The following is a 17,408-nucleotide window of genomic DNA, read 5'->3' as shown; positions in this document are numbered from 1 at the left end:
TACCGCTTCGGGCCGGTCATCCGGGCCGGGCCCATTCGGTCTTATCAGGGGAGGTCGGCGGGCCGCAAATACGACACCGCCGACGTCCACCGAGATCCGGGCTTCCGGGGCAGACTTCCGGGGCATCAGCCCGGAAGCTTGCCCTGAACTCCCTCGACATACCAATCCATGCCGAGCAACCCCTCGTCGGAGAGATGCTCGCCCTCCGGCACGCGTACCGTACCGGACTGATCGCGGACCGGACCGTCGAAGGCATGGCGCTCGCCGCTCTCGATCGCGGCGATGGCCGCCTCCGCATCGGAAATCGCTTCCGCCGGCAGATTCCCGTTGAAGGGGGAAAGCTTCACCATCCCGCTCGCCAAGCCACCCCAAGTGTCGGTCGCGGACCAACCGCCGTCGAGGGCGAGCTTCACCCGCTCCTTGTAATAAGGCGCCCAATCGTCGACCACGGCGGTCATATGCGCCGTCGGCCCGAAGCGGGACATGTCGGAGGCTTGGCCGACGCATTTGACGCCGCGTTCCTCCGCGACCTGCACCGGGGCCGGCGAATCGGTATGTTGCAACAACACGTCGGCGCCCTGATCGATCAGCGCCTTGGCCGCATCGGCCTCCTTGCCCGGGTCGTACCAGCTATTGACCCAGACCACCTTCACCTGAAGGTCCGGATTGATACGCCGGGCGGCGACGGTGAAGGCGCCGATGCCGCGCACCACCTCCGGAATCGGGAAGGAGGCGATATAGCCGATCGTGTTCGTTTTCGTCACATGCGCCGCCAGGATGCCGCTGACGGTGCGCCCCTCATAGAAGCGCGCGGCATAGGTCGCCAGATTGTCGGCGCGCTTATAGCCGGTCGCATGCTCGAACCGCACGTCGGGATGGCGCTTGGCCACCTTCAGGGTCGGATTCATGAAACCGAAGGAGGTGGTGAAGATCAGCCCGTGTCCCGTGGTCGCGAGCTGGTTGATGACGCGTTCCGCGTCCGCGCCCTCCGAGACATTCTCGACGAAGCTGGTCTCGACCTGATCGCCGAATTCCTCCTCGACCGCGAGGCGGCCCTGATCGTGCTGGTAGGTCCAGCCATGATCGCCGATCGGGCCGACATAGACGAAACCGATCTTCAGCGGGTCTGCCGCGCGGGCCTTGCCGCCGATCGCGAAGGCCGCGGGCGTGGCCGCCGCGGCTAGGGAAAGCTGGGTGAAACGACGACGATTGATACGCATGGGCGATGCTCCTGAGTTCTGAAATGAGGTCGATCGGGTCATCGATCGCGAGCCGTTTCCATCCCGCTCGAACTTTGTCCTATTCGCTGACCGGCGAGCATAATCCCTCACCCGCCCGGATGGAACACCTTGCCGATGGAAGCCGGCGCGTTGAGGCGGATGCGCGTCGCGTCGCGGCTGATCAGCACGAGGACGAGGATGGTCGCGACATAGGGCAGCATCGACATGAACTGGCTGGGGATATCGATGCCGGCGGATTGGGCGTGAAGCTGGGCGATCGTCACCCCGCCGAAGAGATAGGCGCCGAGCAATACCCGCCCCGGCCGCCAGGTCGCGAAAACAACCAGCGCCAGCGCGATCCAGCCACGTCCCGCCGTCATATTCTCCGCCCAAAGCGGGGTATAGGCGAGCGACAGATAGGCCCCGCCGATCCCGGACATCGCCCCGCCGAACAGCACCGCCAGCCAGCGCACGCCCAGCACCGAATGGCCGAGCCTGTGAGCGGCGGCCGGATTCTCCCCCACCGCCTTCAGGACGAGCCCGGCGCGCGTGCGCGCCAGGAACCAGACGACCCCGCCGACCGCCAGCAGCGATAGATAGACGAGCGCATCCTGCCCGAACAGCACCGGGCCGATCACCGGCACCGTGCTCAAGCCCGGAATGTCGAGCTGGGGCAGCCGGTCGAGCGGCGTGCCGACGAAATCCTGGCCGATCAGCGAACTGAGCCCGACACCGAAAAGCGTCAGCGCGAGACCCGTCGCCACCTGATTGGCCAACAGGTTGAGAGTCAGCAGCGCGAACAGCCCCGCCATCGCCGCGCCCGCCAGCGCCGCCGCCGGAATCCCCAGAAAGGCCGTCCCCGTCACCGCCGTGACCGCGAAGCCGATCACCGCGCCCATCAGCATCATGCCCTCGACGCCGAGATTGAGGACACCCGCCTTCTCCGTCACCAACTCGCCCAGGCCCGCGAAAAGCAGGGGTGTCGCGGCGGCAACGACCGACATAAGGATCATGGAAAGGATGTCCATCGCCGCCTTGCCTCCCCTACCCGGCCGCGCGCGGCGCGGACGCCTGGGGGGGCGACCCGCCGCAGGCGGTAATGCACCAGGAAATCGCTCGCCAGAAGGAAGAACAGCAACATCCCCTGGAAGACCCCGGTCAGCGCCAATGGCAAGCCGAGCTCGATCTGCGCGTGCTCCCCGCCCAGATAGCTCAGCGCCATCAGCAGCGCCGCCAGCAGAACACCCACCGGATGTAACCTGCCCAGAAAGGCGACGATGATGGCGGTGAAGCCGTAGCCGGGCGATATGCTGGGCTGCAACTGGCCGATCGGCCCCGCGACCTCGATCGCGCCGGCGAGCCCCGCCAGCCCGCCGGAAAGCAGCAGCGTGAACCAGATCGTGCGCGCCTGGCTAAAGCCGGCATAGCCCGCGGCGATCGGTGTTAGGCCCACCACCTTGATCTGAAATCCGATCAGCGTTCGCGCGACGATCACCCACCCCACGACGACCGCCAGCAGCGCCAACGGCGCGCCCAAATGCATCCGTGTTCCGTCAAGGATGATGGGAAGCAGCGCCGCATCGTTGAACAGCCGCGATTCGGGAAAATTGAAGCCGTCCGGGTCCTTCCACGGACCCGTGACCAGATAGCTGAGAAGCAGCGTCCCCACATAGGTCAGCATCAGGCTGGTCAGGATCTCATTGGCGTTGAAGCGCGTGCGCAACCAAGCCGGTATGGCGCCATAGGCCAGGCCGCCCGCCGCCCCCGCCAGCATCATCAGCGGCAGAAGCCACGGCCCCTCCTGCCCATGGAAAGCGAGCGCCAGACCACCGGCGCAGATCGCGCCCAGGGTCAACTGCCCCTCCGCCCCGATGTTCCAGACATTCCCCCGGAAGCCGAGCGCTAGGCCGATCCCGATCATCGCCAACGGCGTCGCCTTCACCGCCAGTTCGCCGATACCGTAGCGGGTGGAAATCGGCGCCACAAAATAGGACATCAGCGCCTTCACCGGATCGAAACCCAGTGCCGCGAACAGCACCGCCCCGGAAAGGACCGTCAGCAATACCGCCAGCGGCGGCGTGACCAGCAGCATGGCACGCGACGCGTTGGCGCGGCGTTCGAGGCGAAGGCCGAGGAGACCGCTAACCGCCATCGCGCGTATCCCCCGTCTCGCTCGGCACGCCGCCGCCCTTGGCGATGGCGGCGTCGAACAGGCCGCCCATCATCAACCCGACATCCTCCGCCGTTACCTCGTGCGCCGGCCGGCTGGCGGAGAGCCGCCCGGCACAGATCACCGCGACCCGATCGGCCAGCGTGAAAAGCTCGTCCAGATCCTGGCTGACGACGATCACGCCGGCGCCGGACGCGGCCAGTTCGATCAAGGCCTTGTGGATCGCCGCGGCCGCGCCTGCATCGACGCCCCATGTCGGATGGGCGGCGATCAGCAGCCGGGGCCGCTGCATGATCTCGCGTCCGATGATGAATTTCTGGAGATTGCCGCCGGATAGGCTGCGCGCCGCCGCGTGCGCGCCGGGCGCGGCGACGGAGAAACGCGCCACGACCTGTTCCGCCCGCTCCCGGCTGCGCGCGAAGGAAACGAGCCCACGCCGCACCAGCGACCAGCGCCGCCAGCCGGACAGCAACGCATTGTCGGCGAGCGACAGATCCGCGACCGCGCCATGCCCCAGCCGGTCCTCTGGGACGAAATTGATGCCCCGGTCGCGCCGGGCGCGGGCGCCTTCCAAGCCGATAGACACCCCCTCGAAACGGATGGCGTCCGCGCGCGGCGCCGGCAACTCCCCGCTGAGCGCGGCGAGAAGCGTGTTCTGCCCATTCCCCGCGACGCCGGCGATACCCAGTATCTCCCCTTCCCGAAGACGAAGACGAACGTCATGAAGCGGCGTTCCCAGCGGATTGGTCGCCTTCATCGACAACCCCTCGACCCGCAGAAGCTCATCCATGCGCGGCTTCGCCCCTGCCGTTTCCTTCCGGGTCGCCCGCACCTCCTCGCCGATCATCAGCCGGGCCAGCGACGGCGCGGTTTCCGTCCGTGGGTCGCATGTGGCCACCACGCGCCCGCCGCGCAGAATCGTCGCCGAATCGCAAAGCCGCCGGATTTCGTCCAGCTTGTGACTGATATAGAGGATGGTCCGCCCCTCGGCGGCGAGACGCCGAAGCGTCTCGAAAAGCTGGTCGGCCTCCTGCGGAGTAAGAACGGAGGTCGGCTCGTCCATGATCAGCAGGCTCGGGTCCTGCAGCAGGCACCGCACGATCTCGACCCGCTGGCGTTCCCCGACGGACAGGTCGAAGACCCGCGCCTCGGGGTCGAGGGTCAGGCCGTAGCGCGCCGAAACCTCCGCGATTCGCGCCGACAACGCCGCCATGTCGCGGGCTCCGGCCTCGCTCTTCGGATCGAGTCCCAGCGCGACATTCTCCGCCACGGTCAGGGACTCGAACAGCGAGAAATGCTGGAACACCATGCCGATGCCGAGCGCCCGCGCACCCGCCGGCCCGTCCACCGTGACCGCCGCGCCGTTCCACAGAATCCGACCCGCATCAGCGCGGACGACACCGTAGACGATCTGGACCAGGGTTGATTTTCCCGCGCCATTCTCGCCGAGCAGCGCGTGAATCTCACCGGCACCGAGCGTCAGGTCGATCCGGTCATTGGCGAGCACGCCCGGATAACGCTTGGTGATCCCACGCAGAATCAGGCGTGGATGCGCGCCGGACGATCCGTTCATTCCCGGTTTCGCGGACATGCCCTGAAGCGTCCCCCTTGCCCCTTCATGTATTGGTCATACACGAGCCACCCCCGGATTCCCAAGCTATCTCGCACCGCACAATTTTTTGCTTTTTTATGTTGCAGTGCAGCGCCTAATTTTTGTGCAAAAAATGGGTGACGACGGCTAAAGATTCCAGTATGACTCTCTTACCGATAAGAAAGATGCGGGCGGCAAGAACCGCAAACCGCCGTCGGGTGGCCCAAGTTTAGGGAGGGCCTTCAGGGGTTAGCGAACATATCGGCGCGCTCTATAGCGCGCTTACGGTGCGGGCCGATTGAAAGGCACGTTTAGATGGGCGGAGACCGTGGTCTCCGCTCATTTTCATTTCCGCTTCGACGTCCGACCGGCAAGCTGGTCGATCCCTATCCATAAAAATCCGGCACCATCGTCTGGTCGGTCATCGGGGGGCGCTCCAGCGGCCGTCGACCTTTGGGGCGCGGCGGTAGCTTAAGGGGGGCCGGCATCTCATCCTCATAGGGGATCAGGGATAGGAGATGCCGGATACAATTAAGCCTCGCGCGCTTCTTATCCTCCGCATCCACCACGTACCAAGGTGCCTGCCGGATGTCCGTATGGGCGAACATACTATCCTTCGCCTCGGAATAATCGTCCCAATGCTTGCGGGCCTCTAGATCGATCCTACTCAATTTCCAGCGCTTGGCCGGATCGGCCAGCCGCGCCCGGAGGCGCCGCTCCTGCTCCGCCTCGCTGACCGAAAACCAGTATTTGACGAGGATGATGCCCGAACGAACCAACATCCGCTCGAACTCCGGACAGTCGCGCAGGAATTCGCGGTACTCCTCCTCGGTGCAGAAGCCCATGACCCGCTCGACACCCGCGCGATTGTACCAGGAGCGATCGAACAGCACGATCTCCCCGGCCGCCGGTAGTTCCGCGACATAGCGCTGGAAATACCATTGCGTGCGCTCCCGCTCCGTCGGGGTGCCCAAGGCGGCGATTCGGCAGATTCGCGGGTTGAGATGCTCCGATACGCGTTTGATGGCCCCGCCCTTGCCGGCGGCGTCCCGCCCCTCGAAAAGCACCACGAGCTTCAGCCCCCGCCCCTGCACCCAATGCTGGAGCTTGACCAATTCGACCTGAAGGCGCTTGAGCTCCCGGTGATAGAGCTTGCCGGAGAGGGGTTTGATCTGTGGCGATGCGGGGGCCATGGGCAGCCTTCCCGTTTCAAGTGGACCGGAGCGACCGGGGTCAAGCGTAGAAGGATTCGCCAACCCGCATCCAGGGCGGGTCGAGCATCGCGATCCGCTTCGCGGCCGGGCAATCCGCGCGGTGCGTACCGGGCAGATAGCCGATCGACATCAGGAATTCGCCCGTGATCTCGCCGCCGGTGAAGCGGAACGTCTTCTTGAAGAGTTTCACCCATTGCGGCTTGGTCAAGGGGTGGTGCGCCGCGAGCCAAGGGGCGAACCCGCCGTGGCTCTCCCGAAACCCCTGGATCACGCCGGCATTGTGGATCGCCGCCGCGACCTTAAGACGATTGCGGATAATCCCCGGGTCGGCCAGAAGACGCGCGACTTCCGCCTCGCCATAGGCGGCGACGCGATCCACCTCGAAGCCGTCATAGGCCGTCTGGAAGCGCCCCCGTTTCTTGAGGATCAATCCCCAGTTCAGGCCCGCCTGATTGATCTCAAGCACCAGCCGCTCGAACAGGCGTGCCTCATCCTCCTCCGGGAAGCCATATTCCCGGTCGTGATAATCCCCATGGACGGGATCGCCGATCGCGTAGTCGCAGTACCAAGCCATCCTTCGCCCCCTCCTCAGGAGCCCGGCGGGCGCAGGGTAATCAGATCGAAATGCACCACGGCCCAATAGCCGGCGAACAGCACGCAGGTGATCCCGGTCGTGATCAGCATCTTGCGGCCGATCCGCAATGGCTTGGGCGCGCCGGGATCGTGACCGGGCTCCGGTGCCTCCTCCCGCCGCACGCCGAAGGGCAGCACCATGAAGAGAACCAGCCACCAAATGATGAGGAAAACGACGATACCGCTGACGATGCCCATGGATCGGCCTCCTGCCGTGCTCAGACCTGCTCCAACTCGACCAGCGTACCGTGGAAATCCTTCGGGTGAAGGAACAGCACGGGCTTGCCGTGCGCGCCCGTCCTGGGCTCGCCATCGCCGAGAACACGCATGCCGTCGGCCTTCAGCTTATCGCGCGCGGCGAGGATATCCTCGACCTCGTAGCAGACATGGTGAATGCCGCCGCCCGGGTTCTTTTCCAGGAACTTGGCGATCGGGCTTTCCGCGCCCAGCGGGTGCAGTAATTCGATCTTGGTATTCGGCAATGTGACGAAGACGGTGGTCACGCCGTGATCCGGCAGGTCGATGGGGTCGGAAACCGCCGCGCCCAGCGTGTCGCGATAGGTGGCGGTCCCGGCCTCGATATCCGGAACCACGATGGCCACGTGATTGAGCTTTCCGATCATCGCCCGGTCGTCCTCTTCCTTCCTGCCGCGTCCGATCAACCCGACGGCTCAGACCCGGATCACATGCACATCCACCGGCGGATACTTGCCGGAAAGCGCCTTCAGCCGCTTACGCACCGCGCGGCGCACCGCCTCGCGGACCTGGCCGTCATCCTTGAGCGCGCCGGCGCCGAGACGTTCCACCGTCTCCTCCGCCGTGTCGAGCAGATCGTCGATATCCGGCCCCTCCCCGTCCAGCAGTCCGGAAACCGTGATCTGCGCATCGTCGACGAGCCGTCCCTTCCGGTCGAGCGCGACGGTGACCACCGCGTGCCCGTGATAGGCCATCTTCCGACGGTGCTTCAGACTGGCATGCCCCATCGGCAGCAGCCTGTCGCCGTCCAGCATCAGGCGCCCGGAATAGACCTCGTCCACCACCTCGGGCCCGCTTTCCTTCAACGCGACCATGGTGCCGTTGCGCCCGCAGATACCGTGCGGCACCTGACATTCCTGGGCGAGACGCGCATGCGCCATCATATGCCGGGTTTCGCCATGAACGGGCACCGCGATCCTTGGACGAATCCAGCGATACATGTCCGCCAGTTCGTCCCTGTTGGGATGGCCGGAGGTATGGATATCCGCATCGCGGGCGGTGATGATCTCGACCCGCTTCTGCGCCAGATCGTTCTGAAGGCGGCCGATCGCCATCTCATTGCCCGGGATTTCGCGGCTGGAAAAGATAACGGTATCCCCCTCCCCCAGATCGACGAAGGGATGGTCGTCGCGCGCGATGCGGCTGAGCGCCGCGCGGGGCTCTCCCTGGCTGCCGGTACAGATGAAGAGCACCTTCTCCTTCGGCAGGCGCGCCGCCTCCTCGTCCGTCAGGAACGGCGGAAGATCGGCGAGATAGCCGGTCTCCCGCGCCGCCTCGTTCATCCGCCAGAGGGATCGGCCGACCAGGGCGGGCTGGCGGCCGGCCGCGATGGCGGCCTTGGCGGCCGTCTCCATGCGCGCGACATTGGAGGCGAAACAGGCGATGGCGACGCCGCCTTCGAGGCTCTTCACCAATTCGATCATGTTGTCGCGCACATCGGATTCGGAGCCGCTGCGCCCCGGCGCCAGCGCGTTGGTACTGTCGCAGACCATGGCGAGCACGCCCTGCTCCCCGATCTCGATCAGCCGCGCCTCGTCCGTCGTCGGCCCAACCAGCGGATCGGGATCGATCTTCCAGTCGCCGGTATGCATGACCGTGCCCGCCTTGGTGCGAACCACGACGGCGTTCGGCTCGGGGATGGAATGGGTCAACGTCACCAATTCCAACTCGAACGGGCCGACCTCGAACCGGCCGGACAGGGGAATCTCATGGATCGGCACGGTGTTGTGCAGATCGGTCTCGACCAGCTTGCGCCGCAACAGGGCCGCCGTGAAGGGGGTCGCGTAGACCGGACACTCCAGCCGGCGCCAAAGATACTGCACGGCGCCCAGATGGTCCTCGTGCGCGTGGGTGAGCACGAGGCCGGCCAGTTCGTCCACCCGCTCCTCGATAAAGGCGGGGTCCGGCATCATCACGTCGATTCCCGGCGTCGTGTCGTCGCCGAAGGTAATGCCGCAATCGACCATGAGCCACTTGCCGGCATGGCCGTAGAGATTGAGATTCATCCCGATCTCGCCGGCCCCGCCCAGCGGCAGGAACAGCATCTCATCGTCACCGGGCGCGCCGGTGGTCGCGTAACCTGACATTCCTAGGGATTTCCCCTCTTCATTATGGTGGCCGCGCGTCGTCCTAACGCGCGTTGCGCTTATAGATTTCAGCGAGACCCCGCAAGGTGAGCGAGCGATCGGTCTCCTCGATCACCGCCGTCTTCTCCGCGAAAAGCTCGGAAAGGCCGCCGGTCGCGATCACCTTCATGGGCGCGTCGAACTCCGCGGAGAGGCGCGCGACCATGCCCTCGATCATGCAGACATAGCCCCAGAAGATACCGGACTGCATCGCGGTCTTCGTCTCCTTACCGATATAGGTCGGCGGAGCCGCGATTTCGACCAGCGGCAGCTTGGCGGAAGCCATGTAGAGCGCTTCGAGGGAGAGATTGATGCCGGGCGCGATCGCGCCGCCGCAATAATTCCCCGCCGCATCGACGACATCGAAGGTCGTCGCCGTGCCGAAATCGATCACGATCAGCGGCCCGCCATAGGTTCTGTTCGCCTCGAAGGCATTGATCAGGCGGTCGGCGCCAACCTGCTCCGGCCACTCGATAAGAGCTTCGTTGCCGAGCTTCACCTTGGGATCACCGATCACCAACGGCTCGCCCGGGAAATAACGCCGGCAGAGACTCGTCAGGTTGAAGGCGGTCTCCGGAACGACGGACCCGATGATGCTGCCGCTGATCGTGGAGGCGTCGAGGCCGTTCAGCTTCATCAACGCGTCCAACCAGACGATATATTCGTCCGCCGTGCGCTTCGGATCGTTTGCGCATCGGAAAGCCTTCACGAAACGGTCGCCGTCGAATACGCCGAATACGACATTGGTGTTGCCGGAATCGATGGCTAGCAACATGCGCTGTGGTCTCCGCTTCTGGTTAGGCACCCCTTAAGGTCCGCGCGGACGATGGGGCGCGTCACGCGCGTGGCGGGAAATGCACCTCGCCGGCGGCGATGCGTTCCATCCCGCCCGTGCCGCTGGGCTGGAACAGCAGCGCTCCCTCCTCGTCCAGATCGACGAACCGGCCCTCGCGCGGCGGCTTGTCCGCCAGTTTCAGCGTCACCGGACCGCCGCGATTGGCCGCCGCCGCCAACCATCCGGCCCGCACCGGCGCGAAACCATGGGCCCGCCAGCGCTGCCGCCATTCCGATAGCGCCTCCAGATAGGCATGGACCAGTTCCGGGCCCGTCACCGTCGCGCCGAGCGCGGCGAGATTCGTCGCCCGGAACCCCGCCCCCTCCGGATGATGGCATAGATTGATGCCGGTTCCGATGACCAGCCAGGGGGCTTCCGGGGCACCGCCGCTTTCCAACAGGATCCCCGCGACCTTGGCATCGTTCGCCAGGATATCGTTCGGCCATTTGAACCGCACGGCCAGATCATCGGGGGTCAACGCCGCTATCGCGTTGCCAAGCGCGACGGCGGCCACGAAACTCATCTGCGCCGCGCGGGCGACCGGACCGACATCGCGCAGCAATACGCTGACATAGAGATTACCGGACGGCGAGTCCCAGGTCCGGCCGTAACGGCCCCGCCCCGCCGTCTGTTGGCCCGCCGCGATCACGGTACCGTCTGGCGCGCCGGCCTCCGCTTCCGCCTTCAGGGCATCATTGGTGGAGCCGATAACCTCCACATAGCGACAATCGAAGCCGTCCGGGGCGTTGATCACCATGTCATGGATTGCCGGCTTAACCTTGCAGCAACGACACCGCCGCCACCGCCGCGTTGTCGGCCAGCAGCGAGGGATAGAAGATGAAGGCCAGCACGATGACACCCGCCACGCCGATGATGGCCTTCAGCCCCCGCGTCTCGACCGGGTCGAAGGCCTCCGCCGGCTCGTCGAAATACATCACCTTGACGATGCGCAGGTAATAGAAGGCGGATACGACACTGGCCAGCGCGCCGATCACGGCGAGCGTGTAAAGCTCCGCGTTGATCGCCGCCCGGAAGACGTAGAGCTTCCCGAAGAAGCCGGCCATCGGCGGAATACCAGCCATAGAGAACATGAAGATCAGGAGCGCGGCCGCCATGGCCGGCTTGGTCTTGGCGAGCCCCGCGAGGTCCGAGATCTGCTCGACCATCCGGCCCTTCACCTTCATCGACAGGATGCAGGCGAAGGTACCGACATTCATGACGAGATAGATCGCCATGTAGATCAGGATGCCCGTCACCCCTTCCTCCGTGCCGGCGGCGAGGCCGATCAGCGCATAGCCGACATGGCCGATGGAGGAATAGGCCATCAGACGCTTGATATTGGTCTGCGGGATCGCCGCGAAGGCGCCGAGCACCATCGAGGCGGCGGAGACGAACCAGATGATCTGGAACCATTCGCCCACCATGCCGCCGAACGGCCCCATCATGACGCGCAGCAGAAGCGCCATGGCCGCGATCTTCGGGGCGACCGCGAAGAAGGCCGTGACCGGCGTCGGCGCGCCCTCATAGACGTCCGGCGTCCACATATGGAACGGCACGGCCGAGACCTTGAAGGCGAGCCCCGCCACCAGGAAGACGATCCCGGTGATGACGCCGACCGGAACCGATTCGAGTTCCCCGAAATGGGCGGCAAGCGCGCCGAATTCAGTCGTGCCGCCGAAGCCGTAGATCAGCGAGGCGCCATAGAGCAGCATGCCCGAGCTGAGCGCGCCGAGGACGAAGTATTTGAGCCCCGCCTCCGTCGAACGCAGCCGGTCGCGCTGGAGCGAGGCCGTGACGTAGAGCGAGAGGCTCTGCAGTTCGAGACCGATATAGAGCGCGATGAGGTCGTTGGCCGAGACCATCATCAGCATGCCCAGGGTCGCGAGGCAAATCAGCACCGGATATTCGAACCGGTCCATCCCCTCGCGCCGGATGAAACCCTCGGACATGATGATGGCCAGGACCGACCCGGCGATCACCAGCAACTTCATGAAGACCGCGAACCGATCGACCACGAAGAGATCGCCGAAGGCAAGCTGATAGCCGCCGCCCCCCGCCGCGATCAACGCCCCCGCCACCAGCAGGACCGCGATGGCCAGCGCGGAGACCAGCGGCAGCGCACGGTCGGGCTTCACGAAGACACCGACCATCATCAGCCCCATGACCGCGATGGCCAGGAAGATTTCCGGCAGGGCCGGCCCCATGATCGGCAATTCGCTCATCATCGCTCTCTCACCTTCCGAGCCGCGCCGGATTTACTGCGCGATCACGGGGGCGGCATTCGCCAGCCCGCTCTCAGCGGCCGCGAGCGCGGCCTGATAATTTTCGACCAGGGCGGACACCGAAACCTCGATCGGATCGAGGAAGGTGGCCGGATAGATCCCCATCCACAGCACCAGCAGGACGAGCGGCGCGAAGATCGCCACCTCGCGCGGGCTGAGGTCGAGCATCTTCTTGAGCTCGTCCTTCGTCAGCGCGCCGAAGATCACCCGCCGATAGAGATAGAGCATATAGGCCGCGCCCAGGATCATGCCCGTCGCCAGGAAGGCCGCCAGCCAGCTCGACTCCTGGAACGCGCCGACCAGGATCAGGAACTCGCCCACGAAACCGCTGGTCCCGGGCAGGCCGACCGACGCCATGGTGAACAGCATGAACACCACGGCATAGCGCGGCATGTTGGTGGCGAGCCCGCCATAGCGGTCGATATCCCTTGTGTGCAGCCGGTCATAGACCACACCGACGCACAGGAAGAGCGCGCCGGAGACCAGACCGTGGCTCAGCATCTGGATGACGGAGCCGGCCACCGCCTGCTCGTTCACCGAGAAGATCGCCGCGGTCACGAAACCCATATGGGCGATCGAGCTATAGGCGATCAGCTTCTTCATGTCCGTCTGCACCAGCGCCACCAGCGAGGTATAGACGACCGCGATGCAGGAGAGGGTGAAGACCAACGGCGCATAGACCTCGGAGGCCAGCGGCATCATCGGCAGCGAGAAGCGCAGGAAGCCGTAGCCGCCCATCTTCAGCAGCACGCCCGCCAGGATGACGGAGCCGGCCGTCGGCGCTTCCACATGCGCGTCCGGAAGCCAGGTGTGGACCGGCCACATCGGCACCTTGACCGCGAAGGAGGCGAAGAAGGCCAACCACATCCAAAGCTGCATCTCGCGCGGGAAGCCTTCCTGCATCAGCGTCGGAATGTCCGTCGTGCCGGCATGGAAGTACATCGCCAGCACCGCCAGCAGCATCAGGATCGAGCCGAGCAGCGTGTAGAGGAAGAACTTGAAGGCCGCGTAGATCCGGCGCGGACCGCCCCAGACGCCGATGATGATGAACATCGGGATCAGCACGGCCTCGAAGAAGATATAGAAGACCAGCAGGTCGAGCGCGCAGAACATGCCGACCATCATGGTCTCCAGCGCCAGGAAGGCGACCATGTACTCGCGCACGCGCTTGGTGATGGCCTCCCAACTGGCCAGGATGCAGATCGGCGTCAGCAGGGTCGAGAGCAGCACGAACCAGACGGAAATCCCGTCCACGCCCATGTGATAGGCGATGCCGAAGCTCGGCAGCCACTCCGCCCGCTCGACGAATTGGAAGTCGGCCGTGCCGTAATCGAAGTTGATCACCAGGAACAGCGACACCACGAAGGCGACCAGCGACGTCCACAAGGCGGTGTAGCGCGCGTTGCGGGCCACCTCCGCCTCCTCGCCGCGGATCAACAGGATGCCGAGCGCGCCGATCAACGGCACGAAGGTCACCAGCGACAGGATCGGCCAATCAAGTTCACTCATCGGAAGGCGGTCCCCCTCAGTGACCGAACAGCAGGTAGAAGCTGACGAGCAGCACAACGCCGATCAGCATCGCGAAGGCGTAGTGATAAACGTAGCCGGTCTGCAACAAGCTGATGGCCTTGGCCGCGCGGCCCGCCGTCGAGGCGACGCCGTCCGGCCCGAAACCGTCGATAACGCGCCCGTCGCCCTTCTTCCAGAACAGCTTGCCGATACGGAAGGCCGGCCGAACGAAGAGGAAATCGTAGAGCTCGTCGAAATACCACTTGTTCAGGCTGAACTGATAGAACGGTCCCAGGAACTGGCCTGCCGCGCGGCCGCGTTCCAGCCCCCGGCCATAGACCCAATAGGCGACCGCGATACCGGCGAGCCCGAAGACCAGCGGCGCGATCTTGACCCACATTGGCGCATGGTGCGCGTTCTCCAACGCCTTGTGCTCTTCCAGGATCAGGATCGAGTCGCGCCAGAAATCGGCCATGTGATGCCCGGTGAACCAGGGCGCCAGCGCCACGCCGGCGATCACCGCGCCGACCGCCAGGATGGCCAGCGGTACCGTCATGACCGGCGGCGATTCATGGATATGCGCCATGGTCTTCTCGTCCGCGCGGGCGGGCCCGTGGAAGGTCATCAGCAGCAGGCGCCAGCTATAGAATGCCGTCATGAAGGCCGCGACGAGGCCGAGCCAGAAGGCGTAATTGCCGATCCCGCTATGCGCGCCCCAGGCGGATTCCAGGATCACGTCCTTGGAATGGAACCCGGCGAAGCCGGCCACGCCCGGAATGCCGATCCCCGCCAGCGACAGCGAGCCGATCCACATCATCGCGTAGGTGAATTTGATGTGCTTCGCGATGCCGCCCATCTTGCGCATGTCCTGTTCGTCCGACATGGCGTGGATGACGGAACCGGCCCCCAGGAACAGCAGCGCCTTGAAGAAGGCGTGCGTCGTAAGATGGAACATCGCCGCCGGATAGGCCGAGACGCCGGCCGCGAAGAACATGTAGCCGAGCTGCGAGCAGGTGGAATAGGCGATCACGCGCTTGATGTCGTTCTGCGTCAGGCCCACCGTCGCCGCGAAGAAGGCGGTCGAGGCGCCGACGAAGGTGACGACCGTGAGCGCCGTATCGGAATATTCGAAGATCGGCGACATCCGGCAGACCAGGAAGACGCCCGCCGTCACCATCGTCGCCGCGTGGATCAGCGCGGAGACGGGTGTCGGCCCCTCCATCGCGTCCGGCAACCAAGTATGCAGGCCGAGCTGCGCCGACTTGCCCATCGCCCCCATGAAGAGCAGCAGGCAAATGGCGGTGATCGCATCGAATTCCCCGCCCAGGAAGCTGATCGTCGTGCCGGCCGCGTCGGGCACGGCGGCGAAGATCTGATCCAGCTCGACCGAGCCGAAGACGACGAAACACCCGAAGATGCCGAGGCCGTAGCCGAAATCGCCGACGCGGTTGACCAGGAAGGCCTTCATCGCGGCCGCGTTCGCGCTCGGCTTATGATACCAGAAGCCGATCAGCAGATAGGAGGCGAGGCCGACGCCCTCCCAGCCGAAGAACATCTGCACCAGATTGTCGGCCGTCACCAGCATCAGCATCATGAAGGTGAAGAGGCTGAGATAGGCCATGAAGCGCGGCTTCGCCGGATCGTGCGACATGTAGCCGATCGAATAGACATGCACGAGCGCGGAGACCGTCGTCACCACGATCAGCATGACCGCCGTCAGCGTGTCGATACGCAGCGCCCAGTCGAACACGAAGTCGCCCGACGCGACCCAGCGGAACAGCCGGATCGTGTGCTCGGCGCCCTCCCCGCCGAAGCCGACGCGGAAAAAGGTGATCCAACTCAGCACCGCCGCCAGCACGACGAAACTGCAGGTCACGAGATTCGCGAACCGATCACCGCCCAGGAACCGGCTGAAGAAACCGGCCAGGATGGCGGCGGCAAGCGGCAGGAATACGATCGCGGCTTCCATGGGTTACGCCCTCGCCCCCTCAACCCTTCATCTGATTTATATCCTCGACCGAGATCGAGGCGCGGTTACGGTAGAAGACCACCAGTATGGCAAGCCCGATCGCCGCCTCCGCGGCCGCGACCGTCAGCACCAGCATCGCGAAGATCTGGCCCACGAGATCCTGCAGGAACACGGAGAAGGCGACGAGGTTGATGTTGACCGCGAGCAACATGAGCTCGATCGACATCAGGATGATGATCACGTTGCGCCGGTTCAGGAAAATCCCGAACAGACCCAGCGCGAACAGGATCGCCGCCACCGTCAGATAATGTTCGAGGCCGACTGCCATTCCTCGGACGTCCTTCCCGCTTCGCCGCCGGCGGCCTAGATGCCGCTGCCGCTGCTAACATTCACCTTGCGCACCTCGTCCTTGGAGGACCGGGCGACCTGGTCGGCGATCCGCTGGCGCTTCACGCCCTCGCGCTGGCGCAGGGTCAGCACGATCGCACCCATCATCGCGACCAGCAGCACCATGCCGGCGCCCTGAAAGAGGTACACATATTCGGTATAGATCAGATTGCCGAGCGCGCGGGTATTGTGCATGTCCGCGATCGCCGGCGTCGGCGCCGCGCCGGCGCCCGAAAGCCCCGGATCGAGCTGCCAGGTGCCGACCACCAGCAGGATTTCCGCCAGCAGCACGATCCCGATCGCCGCCCCGACCCCGGCATAGCGCTTCGCCCCTTTGCGCATATCGCGGAAATTGATGTCCAGCATCATCACGACGAAGAGGAACAGCACCGCGACCGCGCCGACATAGACGACGACCAGGATCATCGCCAGGAACTCCGCCCCGATCAGAACGAAGAGCCCGGCCGCGTTAAAGAAGGCCAGGATCAGGAACAGGACCGAATGCACCGGGTTGCGCGCGGTGATCACCATCGCCCCGCAGGCGACGAGAATCGCCGCGAAGACGTAGAAGCAGAGCGTCGCGATCGCCATGGCTCGTGGTCTTCCCCCAAATCGGCCGCGTCATCCCCGGGGCTAGGCCCCCTGCGGCGCGGTATTCCCGGCCCGGACGGGCCCATGCATCAAGGACGTGCGGTGCCGGTCTTACCGGTACGGTGCGTCCAGTTCAAGATTGGCGGCGATCTCCGATTCCCACCGGTCGCCGTTCGCGAGCAGACGATCCTTGTTGAACATCAGCTCCTCGCGCGTCTCGGTCGCGAACTCGAAGTTCGGTCCCTCGACGATCGCATCCACCGGGCAGGCCTCCTGGCACAGGCCGCAATAGATGCACTTGGTCATGTCGATATCGTAGCGCGTGGTGCGGCGCGAGCCGTCGGCGCGCGGCTCCGCCTCGATCGTGATGGCGAGCGCGGGACAAATCGCCTCGCACAGCTTGCAGGCGATGCAGCGCTCCTCCCCGTTGGGATAGCGGCGCAACGCATGCTCGCCCCGGAACCGGGGGCTGAGCGGCCCTTTCTCATAGGGGTAGTTGATCGTGTATTTCGGCTTGAACATGGTCTTGAGCGTCAAGGCCATGCCACCGATCAACTCGCTCAACAGGAAGGATCGCGCGACGCGGTCGAGAGTGGCCATCGTTTCGGTACTCCGTCCCTCACAAA

General features: G+C 64.9%; 17 protein-coding genes. All 17 read right to left on the bottom strand.

Annotation, left to right across the window (positions count from 1 at the left end; translation table 11 throughout):
• Nucleotides 1-125 precede the first annotated feature (125 nt).
• The 17 genes from KAJ83_RS00865 to nuoI all read right to left on the bottom strand — a co-directional run bounded on the left by KAJ83_RS00865 (nt 126) and on the right by nuoI (nt 17,382).
• Nucleotides 126-1,220: a BMP family ABC transporter substrate-binding protein gene (locus tag KAJ83_RS00865; RefSeq protein WP_210680126.1), complete on the bottom strand. Its 1,095-nt coding sequence runs from the start codon at nt 1,218-1,220 to the stop codon at nt 126-128.
• A gap of 107 nt (nt 1,221-1,327) precedes the next feature.
• Nucleotides 1,328-2,248: an ABC transporter permease gene (locus KAJ83_RS00860; RefSeq protein ID WP_210680125.1), complete on the bottom strand. Its 921-nt coding sequence runs from the start codon at nt 2,246-2,248 to the stop codon at nt 1,328-1,330.
• Nucleotides 2,230-3,372 (bottom strand): ABC transporter permease, encoded by a 1,143-nt coding sequence (locus KAJ83_RS00855; RefSeq protein ID WP_246484127.1) that lies wholly within the window; start codon nt 3,370-3,372, stop codon nt 2,230-2,232. Before KAJ83_RS00855 ends, KAJ83_RS00860 begins: the two co-directional genes overlap by 19 nt.
• Nucleotides 3,362-4,981, bottom strand: a complete 1,620-nt coding sequence (locus KAJ83_RS00850) for an ABC transporter ATP-binding protein (protein ID WP_210680124.1) — start codon at nt 4,979-4,981, stop codon at nt 3,362-3,364. Before KAJ83_RS00850 ends, KAJ83_RS00855 begins: the two co-directional genes overlap by 11 nt.
• Nucleotides 4,982-5,367: 386 nt before the next feature.
• Nucleotides 5,368-6,174, bottom strand: a complete 807-nt coding sequence (gene ppk2, locus KAJ83_RS00845; protein ID WP_210680123.1) for a polyphosphate kinase 2 — start codon at nt 6,172-6,174, stop codon at nt 5,368-5,370.
• 40 nt (nt 6,175-6,214) lie between these two features.
• Nucleotides 6,215-6,769: a DNA-3-methyladenine glycosylase I gene (locus KAJ83_RS00840; RefSeq protein ID WP_210680122.1), complete on the bottom strand. Its 555-nt coding sequence runs from the start codon at nt 6,767-6,769 to the stop codon at nt 6,215-6,217.
• 14 nt (nt 6,770-6,783) lie between these two features.
• A complete protein-coding gene (locus tag KAJ83_RS00835; protein ID WP_210680121.1) occupies nt 6,784-7,026 on the bottom strand; it encodes a DUF1467 family protein in 243 nt (80 codons plus the stop codon).
• A gap of 20 nt (nt 7,027-7,046) precedes the next feature.
• Nucleotides 7,047-7,451 (bottom strand): methylmalonyl-CoA epimerase, encoded by a 405-nt coding sequence (gene mce / locus KAJ83_RS00830; RefSeq protein ID WP_210680120.1) that lies wholly within the window; start codon nt 7,449-7,451, stop codon nt 7,047-7,049.
• 48 nt (nt 7,452-7,499) lie between these two features.
• Nucleotides 7,500-9,170, bottom strand: coding sequence for a ribonuclease J (locus KAJ83_RS00825; RefSeq protein ID WP_210680119.1), 1,671 nt, complete (start codon nt 9,168-9,170; stop codon nt 7,500-7,502).
• 43 nt (nt 9,171-9,213) lie between these two features.
• Nucleotides 9,214-9,984 carry a type III pantothenate kinase gene (locus KAJ83_RS00820; RefSeq protein ID WP_210680118.1) on the bottom strand — a complete coding sequence of 257 codons (771 nt, stop codon included), beginning with the start codon at nt 9,982-9,984 and terminating at the stop codon, nt 9,214-9,216.
• A 61-nt stretch (nt 9,985-10,045) separates the two neighbouring features.
• A complete protein-coding gene (locus KAJ83_RS00815; protein WP_210680117.1) occupies nt 10,046-10,801 on the bottom strand; it encodes a biotin--[acetyl-CoA-carboxylase] ligase in 756 nt (251 codons plus the stop codon).
• Nucleotides 10,802-10,817: 16 nt separating this feature from the next.
• Nucleotides 10,818-12,269 carry an NADH-quinone oxidoreductase subunit NuoN gene (gene nuoN / locus KAJ83_RS00810; protein WP_210680116.1) on the bottom strand — a complete coding sequence of 484 codons (1,452 nt, stop codon included), beginning with the start codon at nt 12,267-12,269 and terminating at the stop codon, nt 10,818-10,820.
• Between the two features lie 30 nt (nt 12,270-12,299).
• On the bottom strand, nt 12,300-13,835 hold the full coding sequence (locus KAJ83_RS00805) for an NADH-quinone oxidoreductase subunit M (protein ID WP_210680115.1): 1,536 nt from the start codon (nt 13,833-13,835) through the stop codon (nt 12,300-12,302).
• A gap of 16 nt (nt 13,836-13,851) precedes the next feature.
• Nucleotides 13,852-15,804, bottom strand: coding sequence for an NADH-quinone oxidoreductase subunit L (gene nuoL, locus KAJ83_RS00800; protein ID WP_210680114.1), 1,953 nt, complete (start codon nt 15,802-15,804; stop codon nt 13,852-13,854).
• Nucleotides 15,805-15,823: 19 nt separating this feature from the next.
• A complete protein-coding gene (gene nuoK / locus KAJ83_RS00795) occupies nt 15,824-16,132 on the bottom strand; it encodes an NADH-quinone oxidoreductase subunit NuoK (protein ID WP_210680113.1) in 309 nt (102 codons plus the stop codon).
• A gap of 35 nt (nt 16,133-16,167) precedes the next feature.
• Nucleotides 16,168-16,782: an NADH-quinone oxidoreductase subunit J gene (locus KAJ83_RS00790; RefSeq protein WP_210680112.1), complete on the bottom strand. Its 615-nt coding sequence runs from the start codon at nt 16,780-16,782 to the stop codon at nt 16,168-16,170.
• Between the two features lie 111 nt (nt 16,783-16,893).
• Nucleotides 16,894-17,382 (bottom strand): NADH-quinone oxidoreductase subunit NuoI, encoded by a 489-nt coding sequence (nuoI, locus tag KAJ83_RS00785; RefSeq protein ID WP_210680111.1) that lies wholly within the window; start codon nt 17,380-17,382, stop codon nt 16,894-16,896.
• Nucleotides 17,383-17,408 lie beyond the last annotated feature (26 nt).

It is taken from the genome of Marivibrio halodurans (assembly GCF_017963645.1).
Classification (GTDB): Bacteria; Pseudomonadota; Alphaproteobacteria; order UBA8366; family Aestuariispiraceae; genus Marivibrio; species Marivibrio halodurans.
The sequence above is the reverse complement of the archived record's forward strand: the minus strand, read 5'-3'. Positions and strand labels throughout refer to the sequence as shown.